This window comes from Allobosea sp. P4_E12, from assembly GCF_056401655.1.
On the sequence record NZ_JBFUIY010000003.1, the window covers coordinates 1 to 17,352 of the forward strand.

Genomic DNA, 17,352 nt, shown 5'->3' on the forward strand with positions numbered 1-17,352 from the left:
GTCGGCACCGTCAACCTCTGGGAGGTTCCCGGCTACCGCATCGAGATGTCGCCCTTCGGCGGCATCAAGGATTCAGGCCTCGGCTACAAGGAGGGCGTCGTCGAAGCCATGAAGAGCTTCACCAACGTCAAGACCTGGTCCCTGCCCTGGACCGCATGACGAAGAAGACCAGCACAGGCGGAGCGATCCGCCTGTGTTTTACGATCTCAGGGGAAAACGCCGAAAGAGCGCTCTAATCGATCACCACGAGGGGATGAGAAGATGAAGAACTGGCTTGCTTCCTGCGTCATCGGGGCATTCGCGCTCGCACTGCCCGGCGTCGCCCTGGCGCAGAAGACGAAGGTAACGATCTACACAGCACTGGAGAACGACCAGCTCGGACCGTTCAAGGCCTCGATCGAGAAGGCCGTGCCGGACGCAGAGGTGGTCTGGGTCCGCGACTCCACCGGCGTCATCACCGCCCGCTTCCTGGCCGAAAAGGACAATCCGCGGGCTGATATGGTGATGGGGCTCGCGGCGTCCAGCCTGCTGATGTTCGAGAAGGCCGGGCTGCTGGAAACCTACAAGCCGGCCGGCGCCGATGCGCTGAAGCCGGTCTTCCGCGATCCCAACAGCCCCTATACTTGGACCGGCATGGACGCCTATCTCGGCGTCGTGTGCTACAATACGGCCGAGGCCAAGGGCGTGCCCGTGCCGGCCTCGTGGAAGGACCTGCTCAACCCGGCGTTCAAGGGCAAGATCGTGATGCCCCATCCGGCCTCCTCCGGCACCGGCTATCTGATGGTCGCCGGCTGGCTGCAGAGCATGGGCGAAGCCGAAGGCTGGAAGTTCATGGACGGGCTGCACGAGAATATCGGCGCCTATCTCCATTCCGGTTCCGCCCCTTGCGTCCAGGCAGCCCGCGGCGAGCGCACCATCGGTCTGGCGCTCGACATGCGCGGCGCGTCCGAGAAAACCAAGGGCGCACCGATCGAGGTCGTGATTCCGAAGGAGGGCGTGGGCTGGGAAATGGAAGCCAGCGCCATCGTCAAGGGCAGCAAGAACCTCGCCGTCTCCAAGAAGATCGCCGACTGGTCGACGACCAAGGCGGCGAACGAGCTCTACTCGCAGACCTACGCCATCGTGGCTGCGCCGGGTGTCGAGAACAAGCCGGCCAACTATCCCGTCAATGCCGAAGCGGGGATGATCAAGAACGACCTCAGCTGGATGGCCGATAATCGCGAGCGCGTGCTCGCCGAATGGTCGAAGCGCTACGAGTCGAAGTCGGCGCCGAAGAACTGAGCCTTTGCCACGCCGCCGGCCCGCGCGAGCGGCCGGCGGCGTGGTCTGTGCAAGACGCAAGTCCGTGCACGAAGCAAGTCCGTGCACCACGCAAGAGTGCGGCCTCGCCGTTGCCGGCGAGCCTGATCACTGCCTGTTCAGATGAAGGTCGGCATCATGTCCACGACTGCGCCCCCGTTTCTCTCGATCCGCGACCTCGCCAAGAATTACGGCGCGTTCCGGGCGTTGCACGATATCGATCTCGACATCCGCCGCGGCGAGTTCGTCTGCTTTCTCGGACCGTCGGGCTGCGGCAAGACGACATTGCTGCGGGCCATCGCCGGCCTCGACCAGCAGGATGGCGGCACCATCCTCATGGGCGGGCGCGACGTGTCGCGGGCCAGCCCGTCGGAGCGCGACTTCGGGATCGTCTTCCAGTCCTACGCGCTCTTCCCCAATCTCACCGTCACCGACAATATCGGCTACGGCCTCGTCAACCGGCGTCGCTCGTCTGCCGAGATCGCGCGCCGCGTCGAGGAGCTGCTGACGCTCGTCGGCCTGCCGGAGCAGGGCAAGAAATATCCGGTCCAGCTTTCCGGCGGGCAGCAGCAGCGCGTGGCGCTGGCGCGCGCGCTTGCCACCTCGCCGGAGCTGCTGCTGCTCGACGAGCCGCTTTCGGCCCTCGACGCCAAGGTCCGGGTGCGCCTGCGCGACGAAATGCGCTCGCTGCAGCAGCGGCTCGGCGTGACCACGATCATGGTGACGCATGACCAGGAGGAGGCGCTCGCGATGGCAGACCGCATCGTCGTGATGCGGGACGGTGAAGTCGAGCAGGTCGGCACGCCCGAAGAGATCTACCGGCGCCCCGCCACGCCCTTCGTCGCCGACTTCGTCGGGCACATGACCTTCATGGATGCGATCGTGACCGGGCCGGGCCGGGTCCGTGTCGACGAGCTCGACCTGCTCGTCGCCAATGCCACCCCCTTCGCCGTGGGGACGCCGGTGCGGCTGGCCATGCGACCGGAGGAGGTTCGCACCCGCAGCATCGGTGAGGATACGCCCAACCGATTCGAGGCGCGGATCGGGGATCTCGCTTTCCTCGGCTCCTATTGCCGGGCGCATCTCGAGCCGACCAGCTCCCGTTCGACCCGGATCGCGGCCGATTTCTCGACCAATGCGATGCGCGATCTCGGCATCACGGCGGGACAGGTCTGCACCGTCGCTTTTCCGCCCGAGGCCCTGCATGTCTTTGCGGGGGGCGCACGATGAGCGACCTCGCACCACGGCTGACGATGATCGATGCGTCCGTGAAGGTATCGCCGGTGCGGATTAGCGAGCGCCATGTCGCCGGGGTCCTGATCGTCGCGCTCTGCGCGGTCCTGGTCCTGATCATCGCCCTGCCGCTCTGGGCGCTACTCTCCAAGAGTCTCGAGGATACGCACGGGAACTTCGTCGGCCTGGCAAATTTCGTCAGCTATGCGACGACGCCGACGCTGTTCTTTTCGCTGCTCAACAGCCTCGCGGTCGCCAGTACGACCACGGTCATCGTGGTGCCCCTCGCCTTCCTCTACGCCTATGCGCTGCGCCGCAGCTGCATTCCCGCCAAGGGCGTCTTCTATGCGGCGGCGATGATCCCTGTCTTCGCGCCGTCCCTGCTGTCGGGCCTCGCGCTGATCTATGTCTTCGGCAACCAGGGACTGCTCAAGTCCTGGATGATGGGCGCCTCGCTCTACGGCCCGGTCGGCATCATCGCGGCGGAGACGCTCTACAGCTTTCCGCACGCCATGCTGATCCTCGTCACGGCGCTCGCCCTTTCGGACGGCCGGCTGCGCGAAGCGGCCGACGCGATGGGCACCTCGCGCTGGCGCATTTTCCGGACGATCACCCTTCCCGGCGCACGCTACGGCGTGATCAGCGCCGTCTTCGTCGTCTTCACGCTGGTCATCACCGATTTCGGCATTCCCAAGGTGATCGGCGGGCAGTTCAACGTGCTGGCGACCGATGCCTACAAGCAGGTCGTCGGCCAGCAGAATTTCCCGATGGGCGCCGTGGTCGGCATCATCCTGCTGGTGCCGGCGGTGCTGGCCTTCTTCGTCGACCGCGTGGTGCAGCGGCGCCAGGGCGCCATGCTCTCGGCCCGCGCCGTTCCCTATGTGCCGCGCCCTGACCGGCGCCGCGATCTCGCCCTGCTCGGCTTCGTCGGCGTGATCGCCTTCGCGATCGTCAGCCCCTACGCGATCGCCTTCTGGGGCTCCTTCGTCAAGTATTGGCCCTACAACCTGTCCCTGACCTTGAGCAATTACAACTTCGCCGCGGTCGAGCCGGATGGCTGGAAGACCTATGCCAACTCGTTGCTGCTCGCGTCCCTGACGGCGGTGATCGGCACGGCACTGATCTTCACCGGCGCCTATCTGATCGAGAAGGTGAAGCTCTACCCGCGGCTGCGCGCCTTCGCCCAGTTCCTGGCCATGCTGCCGATGGCCGTGCCCGGCCTGGTGCTCGGCCTGGGCTATGTCTTCTTCTTCAATGCGGGCTGGAATCCGCTCGGCTTCCTGTACGGGACGCTGACGATCCTCGTGATCAACACCATCGCCCATTTCTACACGGTCGGGCACATCACGGCGCTGACGAGCCTGAAGCAGCTCGACAGCGAGTTCGAGTCGGTTTCCGCCTCGCTCAAGGTGCCGTTCTGGTCGACGTTCCGCCGGGTGACGGCGCCGATCTGCATGCCGGCTATCCTCGACATCGCCGTCTATGTCTTCGTCAACGCATTGACCACGGTCTCCGCCGTGATCTTCCTCTATGGCGCCGACACCAAGCTCGCCTCGATCGCGATCGTCCATATGGATGAGGCCGGCGCCATGGCGTCGGCGGCGGGCATGGCAAGCATCATCATGTTCACGGCCATTGCCGTGAAACTCGCCCATGCCGGCCTCGACCGCCTGGTCTTCGGCCGCCTGCAGCACTGGCGGCAACGCTAGATCATCGGGCCGGATATCGTATCCGGTCCGATGATCCAGCCTTCTGTGGCGCATCGGCTTTCCCGAAAACAGCAATCCACTTTTCGGGCCGATGATCCAGCCTTTCTGTGTTCGCATCGGCCTTCCCGAAAACTGCAATCCACTTTTCGGGCCGATGGTTTAGCGGCGCGCGGGAGAACGTGATCATGGCAGCGCAGACGCCAACCCAGATCCTGCTCGCGCTCGCCGGCGAGGTCGCCCTGCTGCTCTGGAGCGTGCAGTTGGTGACGGCAGGCGTTTCGGCCGCCTTCGGCAGCCGCTTGCGCGCGTTGCTGGCGACAGGTCTCGACAGTCGCTGGCGGGCCTTCGGCGCGGGTCTCATGGTGACGGCCGGCCTGCAATCCAGCACGGCGACCGCGATGATGATCGCCTCGTTCTCCGGCGCCGGTTTGATCGCGCTGGCGCCGGCCCTGGCGATGATGCTCGGCGCCAATGTCGGGACGACGCTGATCGTCCAGTTCGTCGGCTTCGACACCAGCATGATGGTGCCGCTCCTGCTCCTCGTCGGCTATCTCGGCATGCGCCGCTTCGGCCGGTTGGCCGCCAATGAAATGGCGAAGGCGCTGTTCGGGCTGGGCCTGATGCTGCTGTCGCTTCGCCTGATGCAGGCCACCATGGCGCCGGTCGAGCACTCGCAGGTGCTGCGCGCGGTTCTCGGCGCGCTCTCGGGCGATCCGCTGATCGCCCTGCTCCTGGCCGCGGTGCTCAGCTTTGCCGCCCATTCCTCGCTTGCGGCGATTCTGGTCGTGATGAGCCTTGCCGCGACCGGGGTCGTGGGAACCCAGACCATGCTGGCGATGGTGATGGGCTGCAATCTCGGCACGGCGCTCAATCCCCTGGTTCAGGCCATGAACGGGAATGCCGCGGCCAGGCGCGTGCCGGTGGGCAACCTCGCCAACCGCATCCTGGGCTGCACGGCCGGCCTGCTGCTTCTGCCCGTGCTGACACCGGTCGTGCAGCGGTTCGCGAGCCATCCGGCGCAATCGGCGGCGCTGTTCCACCTTGCCTTCAACATCGTGATGGCTGTGCTCTTCCTTGTCCCGCTGCCGGCTTTCGCGGGCATTCTGACACGCCTGCTGCCCGATCCCGCGCCGGAAGCCGACCCCTCGCGCCCGCGCTATCTCGATGCCGCAGCGCTCACCACGCCGACGCTCGCGCTCGCCAATGCGACCCGCGAGGTGCTGCATATGGCCGATGTCGTCGACGGGATGCTGAAGACGTCGCTGATGGCGTTCGAGGGCGACGATCCGGCCCGGGTGGCCGAGGTCAGCCGTGCCGACGACGTGCTCGACAACCTCTATAACCAGATCCAGCTCTATGTCGGCGCGATCGCGCATGAGACGCTGTCGCAATCCGACGAGCACCGGCTCTCGGAGGTGCTGACATTGGCGATCAATCTCGAGCATATCGGCGACATCATCGAGAAGAACCTGATGCAGATGGCCGGCAAGCGCATCCGCGACCAGCGCCGGTTGCCCGAGGACGCGCTTGCCCGCATCGCCGATACCCATGACCGGTTGCGCGATCACCTGCGCCTGGCGCTCACGGTCTTCATCTCGCAGGACGAAGCCACCGCGCGCCGGATCGTGCGCGAGAAGGAAACCTTCCGCGAACTGGAGCGGGAAGCGATCGAGGCCCATCTCGCCGAGATGCGCACCGGCAGCCGCGAAGCGGTGATCGTCAGCGCGCTCCAGCTTGATATCGCGCGCGATCTGAAGCGCATCGACGCCCATATCGCCGCCACCGTGCACGGACTTCTCGAACAGCGGGGAGCCCTGATGGGAAGCCGCCTGATGCGGGCGGCCGAGTGAGCGCACTTGCGGCTTGCCCACTCTTCGGGTGCGATGAAATCATCCTGTTCCCGCACTCCACCGTGTTCACAAGCAGCATGGTGACCGTTACCGGACCGCCGACGCCCGGAACGGGCGTGATGGAGGGGCTCCTGGAGCAATGCCAGCAAGACTGCGTCGCGGCTTTGCCTCCGGAATTGCGTGAAGACAAAGAGCTAAGGGATTGCAGGTGAATCCGATTTTCACCGGAAACGCTCTAGATCATCGGACCGGATATCGTATCCAGACCGATGATCTAACCCTTTGTCTTTGCATCGGCTTTGCCCCGAAAACCGCAATCCACTTTTCGGGCCGACGCTCTAGCGGAAGATGACGGTCCGGCGGCCGGCCAGCATCACCCGCCGCTCGATATGCAGGCGCAGCGCGCGTGCCAGGACGACCGCCTCGATGTCACGCCCGACGCTGACGAGATCGTCGGGAGCGAGCGAATGATCGGCGCGCGCGACGTCCTGGTCGATGATCGGGCCTTCGTCGAGATCCGGGGTGACGTAATGGGCCGTCGCGCCGATCAGCTTCACGCCGCGGTCATAGGCCTGATGGTAGGGCTTGGCGCCCTTGAAGCTCGGCAGGAAGGAATGGTGGATGTTGATCGCCCGTCCGTCGAGCGCGCGGCAGAGATCGTTGGAGAGCACCTGCATATAGCGGGCGAGCACGACGAGCGACGCATCGGTCTGCGCCACCAACTCCAGCAGCCTTGCCTCCTGCTCTGCCTTGGTCTCCGCCGTGACCGGCAGATAGTGGAACGGGATGCCGTAATTCTGCGCCAGCGGCTCGAAATCCCGGTGGTTCGAGACGATCGCGGGAATCGTGATGTTGAGGTTCCCCGTCGCCTGGCGGAAGAGCAGATCGTTCAGGCAATGGCCAAAGCGTGACACCATCAGCAGGACGCGGGCCGGACGGGCCGTATCGACCGCGTCCCAGCTCATCTGAAAGGTGCCGGCCACGCCGTCGAACTCACGCCGGAACGCCGTGTCGTCGAAGCGGTCGCCGGCGGCGAAGGCGACGCGCATGAAGAAGCGGGCATCGCGCGGATCGCTGAACTGCGCGCTTTCCAGGATGTTGCAGGCGTGCCGATAGAGCACGCCGCTGACGGCATGCACGATTCCCGGCCGATCCTCGCAGGCGAGGTTGAGGACACGGGCGGGCGTGCGCAGGACGATATCCCTGGGAATGGCGGGGGCCAGCGGCGTGAGATCGGTCATCCCCTCAGGCTCCGCGCGCCTGCCCGCGGTCGAGCGGTGCGGCGAGGCTCGCCGTCACGGGGATCGCCGTGCCCGCGAGATCGATCGTCCAGTTGCGCGCGTCGAGCCAGGCCTGGTCGATCGGCTCGTGACTTTGGGCCCAGCCGAGTGCGACGATTCCGCCGAGGGTTGCGCCGAAGGCCGCGGAGGTGATCTCGCCGACCGGCCTGCCATCGGCCAGGATCGCCTCGCCGCCCCAGGCCATCTGACCGTTCGGACGGGGGCCGACAAGCGCGACCAGCCGCTTGGTGCGCGGCGCCGCGCGGGCAATGGTGAGGGCGTCGCGGCCGATGAAATCGCCCTTGTTCAGCTTCACCGCGAAGCCGAGGCCGGCCTCGTAGGGATTGATGTCGGGCGTCAGCTCGCGTCCCCAGGCGCGGAAGCCCTTCTCGATGCGCAGCGAGTCGACCGCATAATATCCGACATCGACAAGCCCGAGATCGGCTCCGGCCGCGTGCAGCAGATCGTAGATCGCGGCTGCGAATTCCGCGGGCACGTAGAGTTCGAAGCCCTCCCCCAGATAGGAGCGGCGGCAAGCCCAGGTCGTGGCATAACCGATGGTGATCTGCCGGATCGCGTTGGCGGGGAAATCGACGGGATCGAAGGAGACGGGCGAGACGCGAGCGAGGATCTCGACGACCTTCGGGCCGGCCAGCGAGAGCACGGCATAGGCCGATGTCACGTCCGTCAGCGTCGCTCCCTCCGGGAGCTGGCGCCTGATCCAGTGCGCGTCGCGCGTCACCTGGGCGGTGCCGGTCAGAAGCAGGTAGGTGTCGGGCGCAATGCGGGCGGCCGTGAGGTCGCTTTCGAAGGTGCCGCGCGCGTTGAGCAAGGCCGTGTAGACCGAGCTGCCCACCGGAACCGCGACATCGTTGGCGGAGAGGCGCTGCAAGGCCGCTTCGGCCTGCGGACCCTGCAGCAGGAATTTGGCGAAGCTGCTCATGTCCACGAGCCCCGCCGTCTCGCGGCAGGCTCGATGCTCCGCAGCGACCGTTTCGAACCAGTTCTGCTGCCCGAAGGAATAGCGGATCGTGCGCTCATCCTCGGTGCGGGCGAAATAATTCGCGCGCTCCCACCCCATCTTGGAGCCGAAGACAGCCTGTTTGGCGGCCAGGCGCTCATAGAGCGGCGAGCGGCGGAAGGGCCTTGCGGTATCGAGTTCGCGGTTCGGCCAGGGCATGGCGTAGTGAAGGCCAAGCGTCTCCTTGATGCGATCCTTCAGCCAAGCCGGATTGTTGTTGAAGCTCGCGAAGCGGCGAATGTCGACGGGCCAGAGATCGCTCGTGGCCTCGCCCGCGACGATCCATTCGGCCAGCGCGCTGCCGGCGCCGCCGGCAGAGGCGATCCCCATCGAGTTGAAGCCGGCGCCGATATAGACACCCGCCACTTCCGGAGCCTCGCCCAGAAGGAAATTGTTGTCCGGCGTGAAGCTCTCGGGACCGTTGAGGAAGGTCTTGATCTCGGCCGTCTCCAGGGCCGGCACGCGCTGCAGCGCGTTTTCCATCAGGATGGCGAACTGGTCCCAGTCATCGGGCAGGAGCTGGAACTCGAACGGATAGGGGATGCCGTCCATGCCCCAGGGTTTCGCSTCGGGCTCGAASCCGCCCATCACCAGGCCGCCGACCTCCTCCTTGTAGTAGGTGTAGCCATCGGGATCGCGCATCACCGGCAGGTCCGGCGTCACGCCCTCGATTTTGCCGGTGACGATGTACATGTGCTCGGCCGAATGCAGTGGCACGGACACGCCGCACATCTGCCCGACCGCGCGTGACCATTGTCCCGCGCAGATGACCAGGACCTCGCATTCGACCCGGCCCTGATCGGTCTGCACCGCCCTCACCCGGCCCTTCTCCGTCTCGATGCCGGTCACGCGGATCCCCTCGCGCACGATTGCGCCGCGGCTACGGGCGCCGCGCGCCAGCGCCTGGGTGATGTCGGACGGGTTCGCCTTGCCGTCGCCGGGGAGCCAGACGCCGCCGACGAGATCGTCGGTGCGCATCACCGGCCATTTCTCGCCGGCCTCCTTCGGGCTCAGCTCCTCGATCTCCACCCCTTGAGCGCGCGCCGCCGAAATGGTCCGGCGCAGCTGTGTCATGCGTTCGGGCGTGCGAGCGACCGAAACCGAGCCGCAGCGTTTCCAGCCGGTGGCGAGCTCGGTCTCCTGCTCGAGCGAAGCGTAGAGCTCGGTGGAATAGCGGATCAGGCGCGTCATGCTCGACTGGCTGCGCAGCTGCCCGACCAGGCCGGCCGCGTGCCAGGTGGTGCCCGAGGACAGGCGCCCCTGCTCGAGCAGGAGCACATCGCGCCAGCCGAGCTTGGTCAGATGATAGGCGACGGAGCAGCCGACGATACCGCCGCCGATGATGACGACACGAGAGTGGGTGGGAATGGACATGAGCGCCTCCGCGATGGAGGCAGCCTAGCAGGCAAAATCCACAAAACAACAAAAAACCACAAAACGGGCAAAATCAGGAAACGAGCAGGCGCACTCCGTTCCTGGTCAGGTTCGCCGCGATCGGGTCCGGCGGAAGCCGGTCGACCAGCAGTCCCGCGCAAGCCTCGTCGCCGCCGATCCGGCTGGGAAGGACGAGGCCGAACTTGCTGCTGTCGGCCATCAGGAAGCCTTGCTCCGCCGCGTTCAGGAGAGCGCTTCGGATGGCCGCTCCGGCGCGCGTGTAGTCGGTCAGCCGCCCTTCCATGTCGACACCGCCGACGCTGACGAAGGAGACATCCGCCGAAAGGCGCCCGATCGCCCGCAGGGCCTCCGTGCCCGAGGTCGCATCCTCGTTGGGGTCGAATTCGCCACCGATCAGGAAGACGCGGGCGCCCGGCAGCCGGCTGGCCAGCCGCGCATTCTCGAGCGAGGTGGTATGCACGACCAGCCGCTTCCGGTCCGACCGCGCCAGCGCGCGCACCACGGCCTCGGTCGTGGTGCCGGAATCGAGCAGAATGGTCATGCCGTCGCCCAGCATGGAGGCGGCGAGCATGGCGATCAGGTCCTTGCCTGCGCGGTTCACGGTCCGGCGGCTGGCGAAGGAGGCTTCCGAACGCTCGGCCCGGATCGCTCCGCCATGAACGACAGCGAGCAGCCCCTCGGCCGACAAGGCCTTGAGGTCGCGCCGGATCGTCTCGCGGGAGACGTCGAGCGACAGGGCCAGTTCCTCGACGCTGATCGATTCCTGTCGTTCGAGACTGTCGAGGATGATGCGATGCCGTCGCGCAGCGATGTCGCGGGTCATGGAAACGGAGCCAAAAATCCTGGTCGGCGGAAGAAGCCGTCCCAATCTGCCACATGTCGTCGATTCGCGCTTGGCAATCGAACGGGGATGGCCGGGTTCCACTGTGGCCCGGCCGGACACGCTGAATCACGATCCGGCTGATGTGGAGAGTGGCCGCCAAGGCAGAAGACACCGCGCGGATGCCATAGCTTTGCAGAATGGCTTAGGCAGAAAAACGACTTTGACGAATAATCGACTCCCCTCCAAAGTTCGCTGACACGGTGCAAGCTCAGGTATGGATCGATTTTGGAACCGCTGATCACGAACGGGCATGCGCCAAGGGCGTGTTCTTCCCGATGGGCCGGGCCGCTAAGCCTCATGCATTTTCCGGGCACCATCGGAGCGATTCAAGACGTGGCCTTGCTCTCGCGACCGGGGCGCGGACCGCTGTTTTCCACCAGGTCGCAGCCTTCGACCGAGATCGATCCATCGCCATGACGGGCTTCGTCCTCAGGCGCCTGCTGTTCGCCATCCCGACGTTGCTGGTCATGTTGACGGCGATCTTCGTCCTCGTCCGGATGGTTCCCGGCGATGCCGCGCAGGTCGTTCTCGGCGACCAGGCCAGTGCGGCCTCGCTCGCCGCGCTCCGGGCGAAGCTCGGTCTCGACCAGCCGGTCTACGTCCAATACGTCTCGTTCCTGCTTAACGTCGCCCGCGGCGATCTCGGCCAGTCGTTGAGCAGCGGTCGCAGCGTCATCGAGGAAGTCAGGCAGGTGCTGCCGTCGACGATCGAGCTGACGGCAGCCGCGATCGTGATCGGCCTCCTCTTCGGCCTGCCTCTGGGCGTGGCGGCGGCACTGAGCCGCAACGGCTGGCTCGACTACGTCTCACGCGTCGTCTCGCTGATCGGCCTGTCCTTTCCCGCCTTCGTCTCCGGCATCCTGATGCTGATCGTATTCGCGATCCAGCTCGGCTGGTTCCCCGTGCTCGGCGGTTCCGGCGGCCGTCAGAGCTTCGCCGAGCACCTGCGGGGCCTGGCGCTGCCGGCGCTCAATCTCGGGTTGATCATGACCGCCTATGTCATGCGGGTGACGCGCGCTGCGATGCTGGGTGTCCTCACCGAGGATTACATCCGCACCGCCCGCGCCAAAGGAGTCGGCCCGGTCCGGCTCGTCGCCCGGCACGCGCTGCGCAACAGCCTGATCCCGATCATCACCGTGGTCGGTCTCTATTTCGGCACCCTGATCGGCAATTCGGTCCTGACCGAGATCATCTTCAACCGCCCCGGGCTGGGGAAGCTGATCCTCGGCGCTCTCAACTCGCGCGACTACACGCTGCTTCAGGGGCTGATGATCATCTTCGCCATCAGCGTCATCGCCGTGAACACGCTGACGGACCTGGCCTATGGCCTCGTCGATCCCAGGGTGAAATACTCATGAGCGCCGCTGCGGCTCCTTCCCTGGAAAGCAGGCCCGGCCGCCTGTGGCTGGCGCTCTCGCAGAACAGGCTGGCCTGGATCGGGCTCGCCCTGCTGGCGCTGATCGTCCTGGTCGCGCTGCTCGCCCCCTGGCTCGCGCCTTACGACCCGCTCGAACAGAACATCGCCGCCCGCCTCGAACCGCCCTCCGCCGAATACTGGCTCGGCACCGACAGCTTTGGCCGCGATGTCCTGTCCCGCCTGATCTACGGGGCAAGGGTCTCGCTCTTCGTCGGCTTCGCCGCGATCCTGGTCGCCATGCTGGTCGGGACGACGATCGGCGTGATTTCCGGCTATATCGGCGGCCTGTTCGATCAGATCGTGATGGGCGTGCTCGATGTCATGCTCGCCTTCCCGACCCTGCTGCTTGGCCTGATGATCGCCGCCATGCTGGGCGCCAGCCTGGAAAACCTGATCATCGCGATCGCGGTCACCGAGATCGCGCCCTTTGCCCGGGTCGCGCGGGCTCCGACCATCTCGCTGCGCGAGCGCGATTTCGTCGAGGCCTGCCGCTCCTATGGCTGCGGACCGGTCCGGATCATGACGCGCCATATCCTGCCGAACATGATGTCGGACGTGGTCGTGATGAGCTCGCTCTGGCTGGCGTCGGCGATCCGCACGGAGGCGTCCCTCAGCTTCATCGGGCTCGGCGTTCCCCCGCCCACCGCGACCTGGGGCGGCATGATCCGCGAGGGCTTCGAGAACATCCTCGACGCTTGGTGGCTCGCGGTGTTTCCGAGCCTGGCCATCCTGGTGACCGTGCTGGCGCTCAATCTGCTCGGCGACGCCCTGCGCGATGCCTCCGACCCACGGACCCAGTCCCGATGACCGAAGCCGCCACGCAGAAGAACCGCGCCCGGCGACCGGCGGCACCCATTGCAAGACCTAGGAGGACGACAGGAATGAAAGCCCGGATCATGGCCGTGACGCTGGCGACGGCCGCAGCCTTCTCGGTCGCGCCCTTGCAGGCCCCCTCTCAGGCCGCCGTGCTGCGCATCAGCCCCAACGGCACGGACATCGCGACGCTGGACCCGCACCGCGCCGTGTCGACGACGGATCAGTCCGTCGTCGCATGGATCTTCAACGGCCTGGTCCGCTTCAAGCCCGGCAGTGCGGACTCCGCCGATCTCGAACCCGACCTTGCCGAGCGCTGGGAGGCCTCGGACGACAAGACGGCCTGGACGTTCCACTTGCGCCGCAACGTCAAGTTCCATGGCGACTGGGGCGAGCTGACGGCCGACGACGTGGCCTTCTCGCTGAAACGCGCCGCCAGCCGCGACACCTCCACCTTCGCAGCAAGCCTCGCCAATATGGTCGGCGTCGAGGCCCTCGATAGCCATACAGTGAAGGTCACGCTGCGCGAGCCGGACGCGTCTTTCCTCAATCTGGTCAGCAATTATCGCGGCGGATACATCGTCAGCCGCAAGGCGGTCGAGGCGCTGGGCAACCGCTTCGCCACCAGCCCCGTCGGCACCGGGCCGTTCAGCTTCGTCGAGCACATCACGCAGCAGCGCGTGAAGCTCGCCGCCAACACGGCCTATTTCCGCGGCCAGCCGAAGATCGACGGCATCGACTACCGCTTCATCCCGTCCGACAGCAGCCGCGAACTGGCCTATTCCTCGGGCGAGCTCGACATCTTCTACGCCAAGCGCGAGCAGAAATGGGTCGATCAGGCCCGCCGTCGCGGTAATGTCGTCGTCGACATCTTCCGGCCTGGCGAATACCGCACCCTCCACATCAACCGCACGGTCGCGCCGCTGGACGACCTTCGCGTGCGGCAGGCACTCGCCCATGCCATCGACACGGCCCAGATCGAGCGCTTCGTCGGCGTCGATGTCGGCCCGCGCGGCTGCTCGGTCGTGCCGGACGGCTATCTCGGCTCGGATTGCTCCTATGGTGCCTACACGTTCGATCCGGCCAAGGCGGCCGCCCTGCTGAAGGAAGCGGGACATCCCAACGGCGTCACGATCCGGGCGACCACCTCCAACATCTCGGCCCATCTGCCGGCCATGGAGATCATCCAGGCCCAGTTGGCCAAGGTCGGCATCAAGCTTGAGCTCAACGTGGTCGACCATCCGACCTATCACGACCAGATCCGCAAGAATGCGAGCGCCCTGGTCTTTTACGGCGCGGCCCGCTTCCCGGTGGCCGATACCTATCTGTCGGAGTTCTACGCCTCGAAATCGGCGGTGGGCAAACCGACTGCGGTGGCCAATTTCTCCCATTGCGCGGTCGCCGATGCCGAGATCGACGCCGCGAGGCACGAGCCCGATCAGGCGAAGCAGATCGCCCTCTGGCATGAGGCGCAGCGCAAGATCCACGAGGATGTCTGCTCGGTGCCGATCAACGACATCCTCCAGGTCTGGGGGCGCAGCAGCAAGGTCGACTATGGCTATCCGCTCAAGGGCGCCTTGAACCTGTCGCTGCCGATCACCGAGGTCACGACCCTGGCAGAACGTTGAAGACCTCGCCCATCATGGCCGCGATCGCCTCCTGCGCAACGCGAAGGAAGGTCTCCACGAAGATCTTGTTTCGCGCCTCGCGTGGGTAACAGAGCCAAAGGTCGGTCTCGATCTTGAAGGAAAGGCGCCGGATCTCCACGCGGTCACGGACCGCGTGGGCGAACACCGGATCGAGGATCGAGATCCCCAGCCCCGAGGCGACGAGCTCGCAGATCGTGCCGGTCAGGTTCGCATCGGCAACGATACGGGGCTGGACGCGGTGCTCGGCCAGCCTGGCTTCGATCTGCACCCTCGTCTTGTTCTCCGACGCCAGGGCGATGAACGGAGTCCCCGCGATATCCTGAGGAGTGACGACATGCTTGCTGGCGAGGCTATGGCCGCGCGGCATGATGCAGACGAGCGGATGCGTCGTCAGCGGAACCGCATTCAGATACGGGTTCTCCATCGGCGCGCTGACGATGCCGACATCGATCTGCCGTCTGACGAGCCAGTCGATCACGACCTGCGAGCTGCGGCCCAGGATCGACACATAGGCGTCCGGATGCTTCGCGAGGAACCGGCTGGTGGCCTGCTGCGTCAGGTGGCCCGTCAAGGCCGGAAGCACGCCGACGGACAATTGGCCGATGTCTTCGCGCTGGATGGAATCGATGGCGCGCTCGATCTGCCGCAAGCCTGCGAAGGTCCTGTCGACCTCCTCGTAGAGGCGGATGCCCCTCTCCGAAGGGACCAGGCGCCCGCGCAGGCGCTCGAACAACTGCAGGCCCGCATCCTCTTCGAGATGGGAGATGAGCTTGCTGACGGAGGGCTGCGAGATGCCGAGGACATTGGCGGCCGCCGTCACCGATCCCGTCTCCACGACGGCCTTGAAGGCCTCGATTTGCCTGAGCTGCAGGGGCCGCTTCATCGCCTCGCCTCGTTGCCTTCCAGCGCTCCGTCCGGAGCGGGCCGGCGCGAATCCCTGCCGCCAGAAGAATGGGTTTCGGCTCTGAAGGTCAACGCCGAGGCTGGTTTCCACGCGGCTTGGGATCGCGCTGCCGATCTTCCATGCCCATCCGCGCCCGGCACAGGCATGGGCCGGGCCGTCTCGTTTCATTCGATCACATTGGAATAATCAGATGCGTGTCGCCATCATCGGCTCGGGCGGAATCGGGCGCGGCTATGCCGCCTACCTGTCGACCCATGGCCACCACCCCGTGCTCTTGTCGCCGAGCGGGGCGGCCCAGGCCGAATTCGCAGGGGCGGCGCTGCTGTCCGTGACGGGTAAGATCGAAGGGGAGTTTCCGCTCGCCGTGGCACGGAGCTGCGCCGAGGCCGTGGCCGGCGCGGATGCGGTGATCATCGCCGTGCAGGCCAACGGTTTCCGCAAGGTGTGCGATGCACTCGCGGCGCATCTGCGAGAAGGTCAGGCCGTCATCTTCAGCGCCCATTGCTCGTTTGCGGCGCTCTATCTGCATCGCCTGCTGGAGCGGCGCGGATTGGAGCTTCCGATCGCCGCCTGGGCGACCACGGCCCTGACCGCTCGGAAGAGCGGCCCCCGCAGCGTGCATGTCTCCGGCATCCGCAAGCGGCTGGACGTCGCCACCCTGCCCGTTCGGCATAGCGCAGCCGGACTGGCACTCTGCGAAGCACTGTTCGGGCATCGCTTCCAGCCGCGCGAGGACCTGCTGGCGATCATGCTCAGCAACCTCAATCCGCCCGCGCATATGGCCAACATGCTCGGCAATTTGACGCGGGCGGAACGCGGCGAGGACTGGCCGAATTACGGCTCGATCACCTCCGGGGTCGGGCGCATCATCGAGGCTCTCGACACTGAAAGGCTGGCCCTGGCCAACGCCTTCGGCCTCAGCGTGCGCAGCGTGCAGGAGCATTATGCGCTGTCCTTTGGCGTCGAGCCCGGCCCGGTCGGAGACATGGCTGCAGCGGTCTATCGCCTGCGGCCGGAGCTGGCCGGGCCCAAGACGCTCGATACGCGCTTCATCACCGAGGATGTGCCGTTCGGCCTGGTTCCCCTCGAATTCCTCGGTGCGATCTGCGGACTGCCCCTGCCGGTCCATCAAGCCGGGATTGCCCTGTTCGACGCAATCGCCGCTCGTGATTTCCGGGCCGAGAACGACCTCCTGCCGGCGCTCGGTCTCGCGGCGCTGAGCCCTGCAGAGCTGCACCATGAGCTTCGGAATGGCTAATTGTCCCGCCGGCATTCAAGACGTCCGCACCCGGTAAATTTCGGCAGCAGACAATACTGATGTCTGCCGCCGCCCCTGACTTGATTGGCCATTCTGCGAGTCGTCGCTTTTGAAATCGCCTTCAGTGCGATGCCCGTCTCGGCGAGCAACTTGAGCTTCTCAAGCTCCTCACGTGTCCAGGGTTCCGATTTTGGAAACCATCATTACCCCTCGGAATGACCCACCGAATTTGGCACGGCCTGATCAAAAGCTTCGAGCGCCACCGGTAGAGCTTGGATCACGATATTACCGACGGCGGGCATCCCTGCGAGAATCGCGCTGATCACCTCTTCTCTGCTCGCGCCGAACGCTTTCGCTTCGGCGACGTGGAAAGCAAGTCCGCTCTCCAAACGAACGGCTGCGAGAATGCCGATATAGACCAAGGCGGCCGTCTTCCGATCGAGCTGCGATGCCGCGCCGAGTTTTTGCACAGCCTCGAGCCACACGCTCTGATGCACCGGCGCTTCCTGGAGGAAGGTCTTGAAAGCGTTGCTGATCAGCATTGTATCGGTCACTCGCACTTGTCGTTCCGGGCCACTCCCGAAATACGCCATCTATAACTGCTGGTGCGGGATTCGCCCAAGAATTGCCGCAACCATCAG

At 65.6% G+C, this 17,352-nt stretch carries 14 protein-coding genes; 9 read left to right on the forward strand and 5 right to left on the reverse strand.

Annotation, left to right across the window (positions count from 1 at the left end; translation table 11 throughout):
• From AC1DW9_RS03820 to AC1DW9_RS03840, 5 genes are all read left to right on the forward strand, one after another.
• A partial coding sequence (locus tag AC1DW9_RS03820; protein WP_476855047.1) for an aldehyde dehydrogenase family protein occupies positions 1-159 on the forward strand: 159 nt, incomplete at its 5' end.
• Between the two features lie 102 nt (positions 160-261).
• Positions 262-1,281 carry a putative 2-aminoethylphosphonate ABC transporter substrate-binding protein gene (locus AC1DW9_RS03825; RefSeq protein ID WP_441509085.1) on the forward strand — a complete coding sequence of 340 codons (1,020 nt, stop codon included), beginning with the start codon at positions 262-264 and terminating at the stop codon, positions 1,279-1,281.
• 156 nt (positions 1,282-1,437) lie between these two features.
• Complete coding sequence (locus AC1DW9_RS03830; protein WP_441509086.1) at positions 1,438-2,529, forward strand: putative 2-aminoethylphosphonate ABC transporter ATP-binding protein; 1,092 nt, start codon at positions 1,438-1,440, stop codon at positions 2,527-2,529.
• The gene (locus tag AC1DW9_RS03835) at positions 2,526-4,241 is read left to right on the forward strand and encodes a putative 2-aminoethylphosphonate ABC transporter permease subunit (RefSeq protein ID WP_441509087.1); all 1,716 of its coding nucleotides are present in this window, start codon (positions 2,526-2,528) and stop codon (positions 4,239-4,241) included. Before AC1DW9_RS03830 ends, AC1DW9_RS03835 begins: the two co-directional genes overlap by 4 nt.
• A gap of 185 nt (positions 4,242-4,426) precedes the next feature.
• Positions 4,427-6,091, forward strand: a complete 1,665-nt coding sequence (locus tag AC1DW9_RS03840) for a Na/Pi cotransporter family protein (RefSeq protein ID WP_476775933.1) — start codon at positions 4,427-4,429, stop codon at positions 6,089-6,091.
• A gap of 338 nt (positions 6,092-6,429) precedes the next feature.
• Here AC1DW9_RS03840 and purU read toward each other — a convergent pair whose 3' ends face one another.
• From purU to AC1DW9_RS03855, 3 genes are all read right to left on the reverse strand, one after another.
• On the reverse strand, positions 6,430-7,332 hold the full coding sequence (gene purU / locus AC1DW9_RS03845; RefSeq protein WP_441507402.1) for a formyltetrahydrofolate deformylase: 903 nt from the start codon (positions 7,330-7,332) through the stop codon (positions 6,430-6,432).
• Between the two features lie 4 nt (positions 7,333-7,336).
• Positions 7,337-9,766 carry a GcvT family protein gene (locus AC1DW9_RS03850; RefSeq protein ID WP_476855033.1) on the reverse strand — a complete coding sequence of 810 codons (2,430 nt, stop codon included), beginning with the start codon at positions 9,764-9,766 and terminating at the stop codon, positions 7,337-7,339.
• Positions 9,767-9,839: 73 nt separating this feature from the next.
• Positions 9,840-10,610, reverse strand: a complete 771-nt coding sequence (locus AC1DW9_RS03855; RefSeq protein ID WP_441507400.1) for a DeoR/GlpR family DNA-binding transcription regulator — start codon at positions 10,608-10,610, stop codon at positions 9,840-9,842.
• 473 nt (positions 10,611-11,083) lie between these two features.
• On the opposite strand from AC1DW9_RS03855, the gene AC1DW9_RS03860 reads away from it, so the two are divergent.
• From AC1DW9_RS03860 to AC1DW9_RS03870, 3 genes are all read left to right on the forward strand, one after another.
• Entirely contained in the window at positions 11,084-12,028 is a 945-nt protein-coding gene (locus AC1DW9_RS03860) for an ABC transporter permease (RefSeq protein ID WP_441507399.1), read from the forward strand.
• Positions 12,025-12,894, forward strand: coding sequence for an ABC transporter permease (locus AC1DW9_RS03865; protein ID WP_441507398.1), 870 nt, complete (start codon positions 12,025-12,027; stop codon positions 12,892-12,894). The genes AC1DW9_RS03860 and AC1DW9_RS03865 overlap by 4 nt, the downstream gene beginning before the upstream one ends.
• A gap of 74 nt (positions 12,895-12,968) precedes the next feature.
• Positions 12,969-14,528, forward strand: coding sequence for an ABC transporter substrate-binding protein (locus tag AC1DW9_RS03870; protein WP_476775934.1), 1,560 nt, complete (start codon positions 12,969-12,971; stop codon positions 14,526-14,528).
• Here AC1DW9_RS03870 and AC1DW9_RS03875 read toward each other — a convergent pair.
• Positions 14,506-15,432 carry a LysR substrate-binding domain-containing protein gene (locus AC1DW9_RS03875; RefSeq protein ID WP_441507396.1) on the reverse strand — a complete coding sequence of 309 codons (927 nt, stop codon included), beginning with the start codon at positions 15,430-15,432 and terminating at the stop codon, positions 14,506-14,508. The two genes, AC1DW9_RS03870 and AC1DW9_RS03875, sit on opposite strands and share 23 nt — an antisense overlap.
• Positions 15,433-15,643: 211 nt before the next feature.
• Here AC1DW9_RS03875 and AC1DW9_RS03880 point away from each other — a divergent pair, with 211 nt between their 5' ends.
• Positions 15,644-16,711: an NAD/NADP octopine/nopaline dehydrogenase family protein gene (locus AC1DW9_RS03880; protein WP_476775935.1), complete on the forward strand. Its 1,068-nt coding sequence runs from the start codon at positions 15,644-15,646 to the stop codon at positions 16,709-16,711.
• Between the two features lie 203 nt (positions 16,712-16,914).
• Here AC1DW9_RS03880 and AC1DW9_RS03885 read toward each other — a convergent pair whose 3' ends face one another.
• On the reverse strand, positions 16,915-17,253 hold the full coding sequence (locus AC1DW9_RS03885; protein ID WP_441507394.1) for a carboxymuconolactone decarboxylase family protein: 339 nt from the start codon (positions 17,251-17,253) through the stop codon (positions 16,915-16,917).
• Positions 17,254-17,352: the final 99 nt, after the last annotated feature.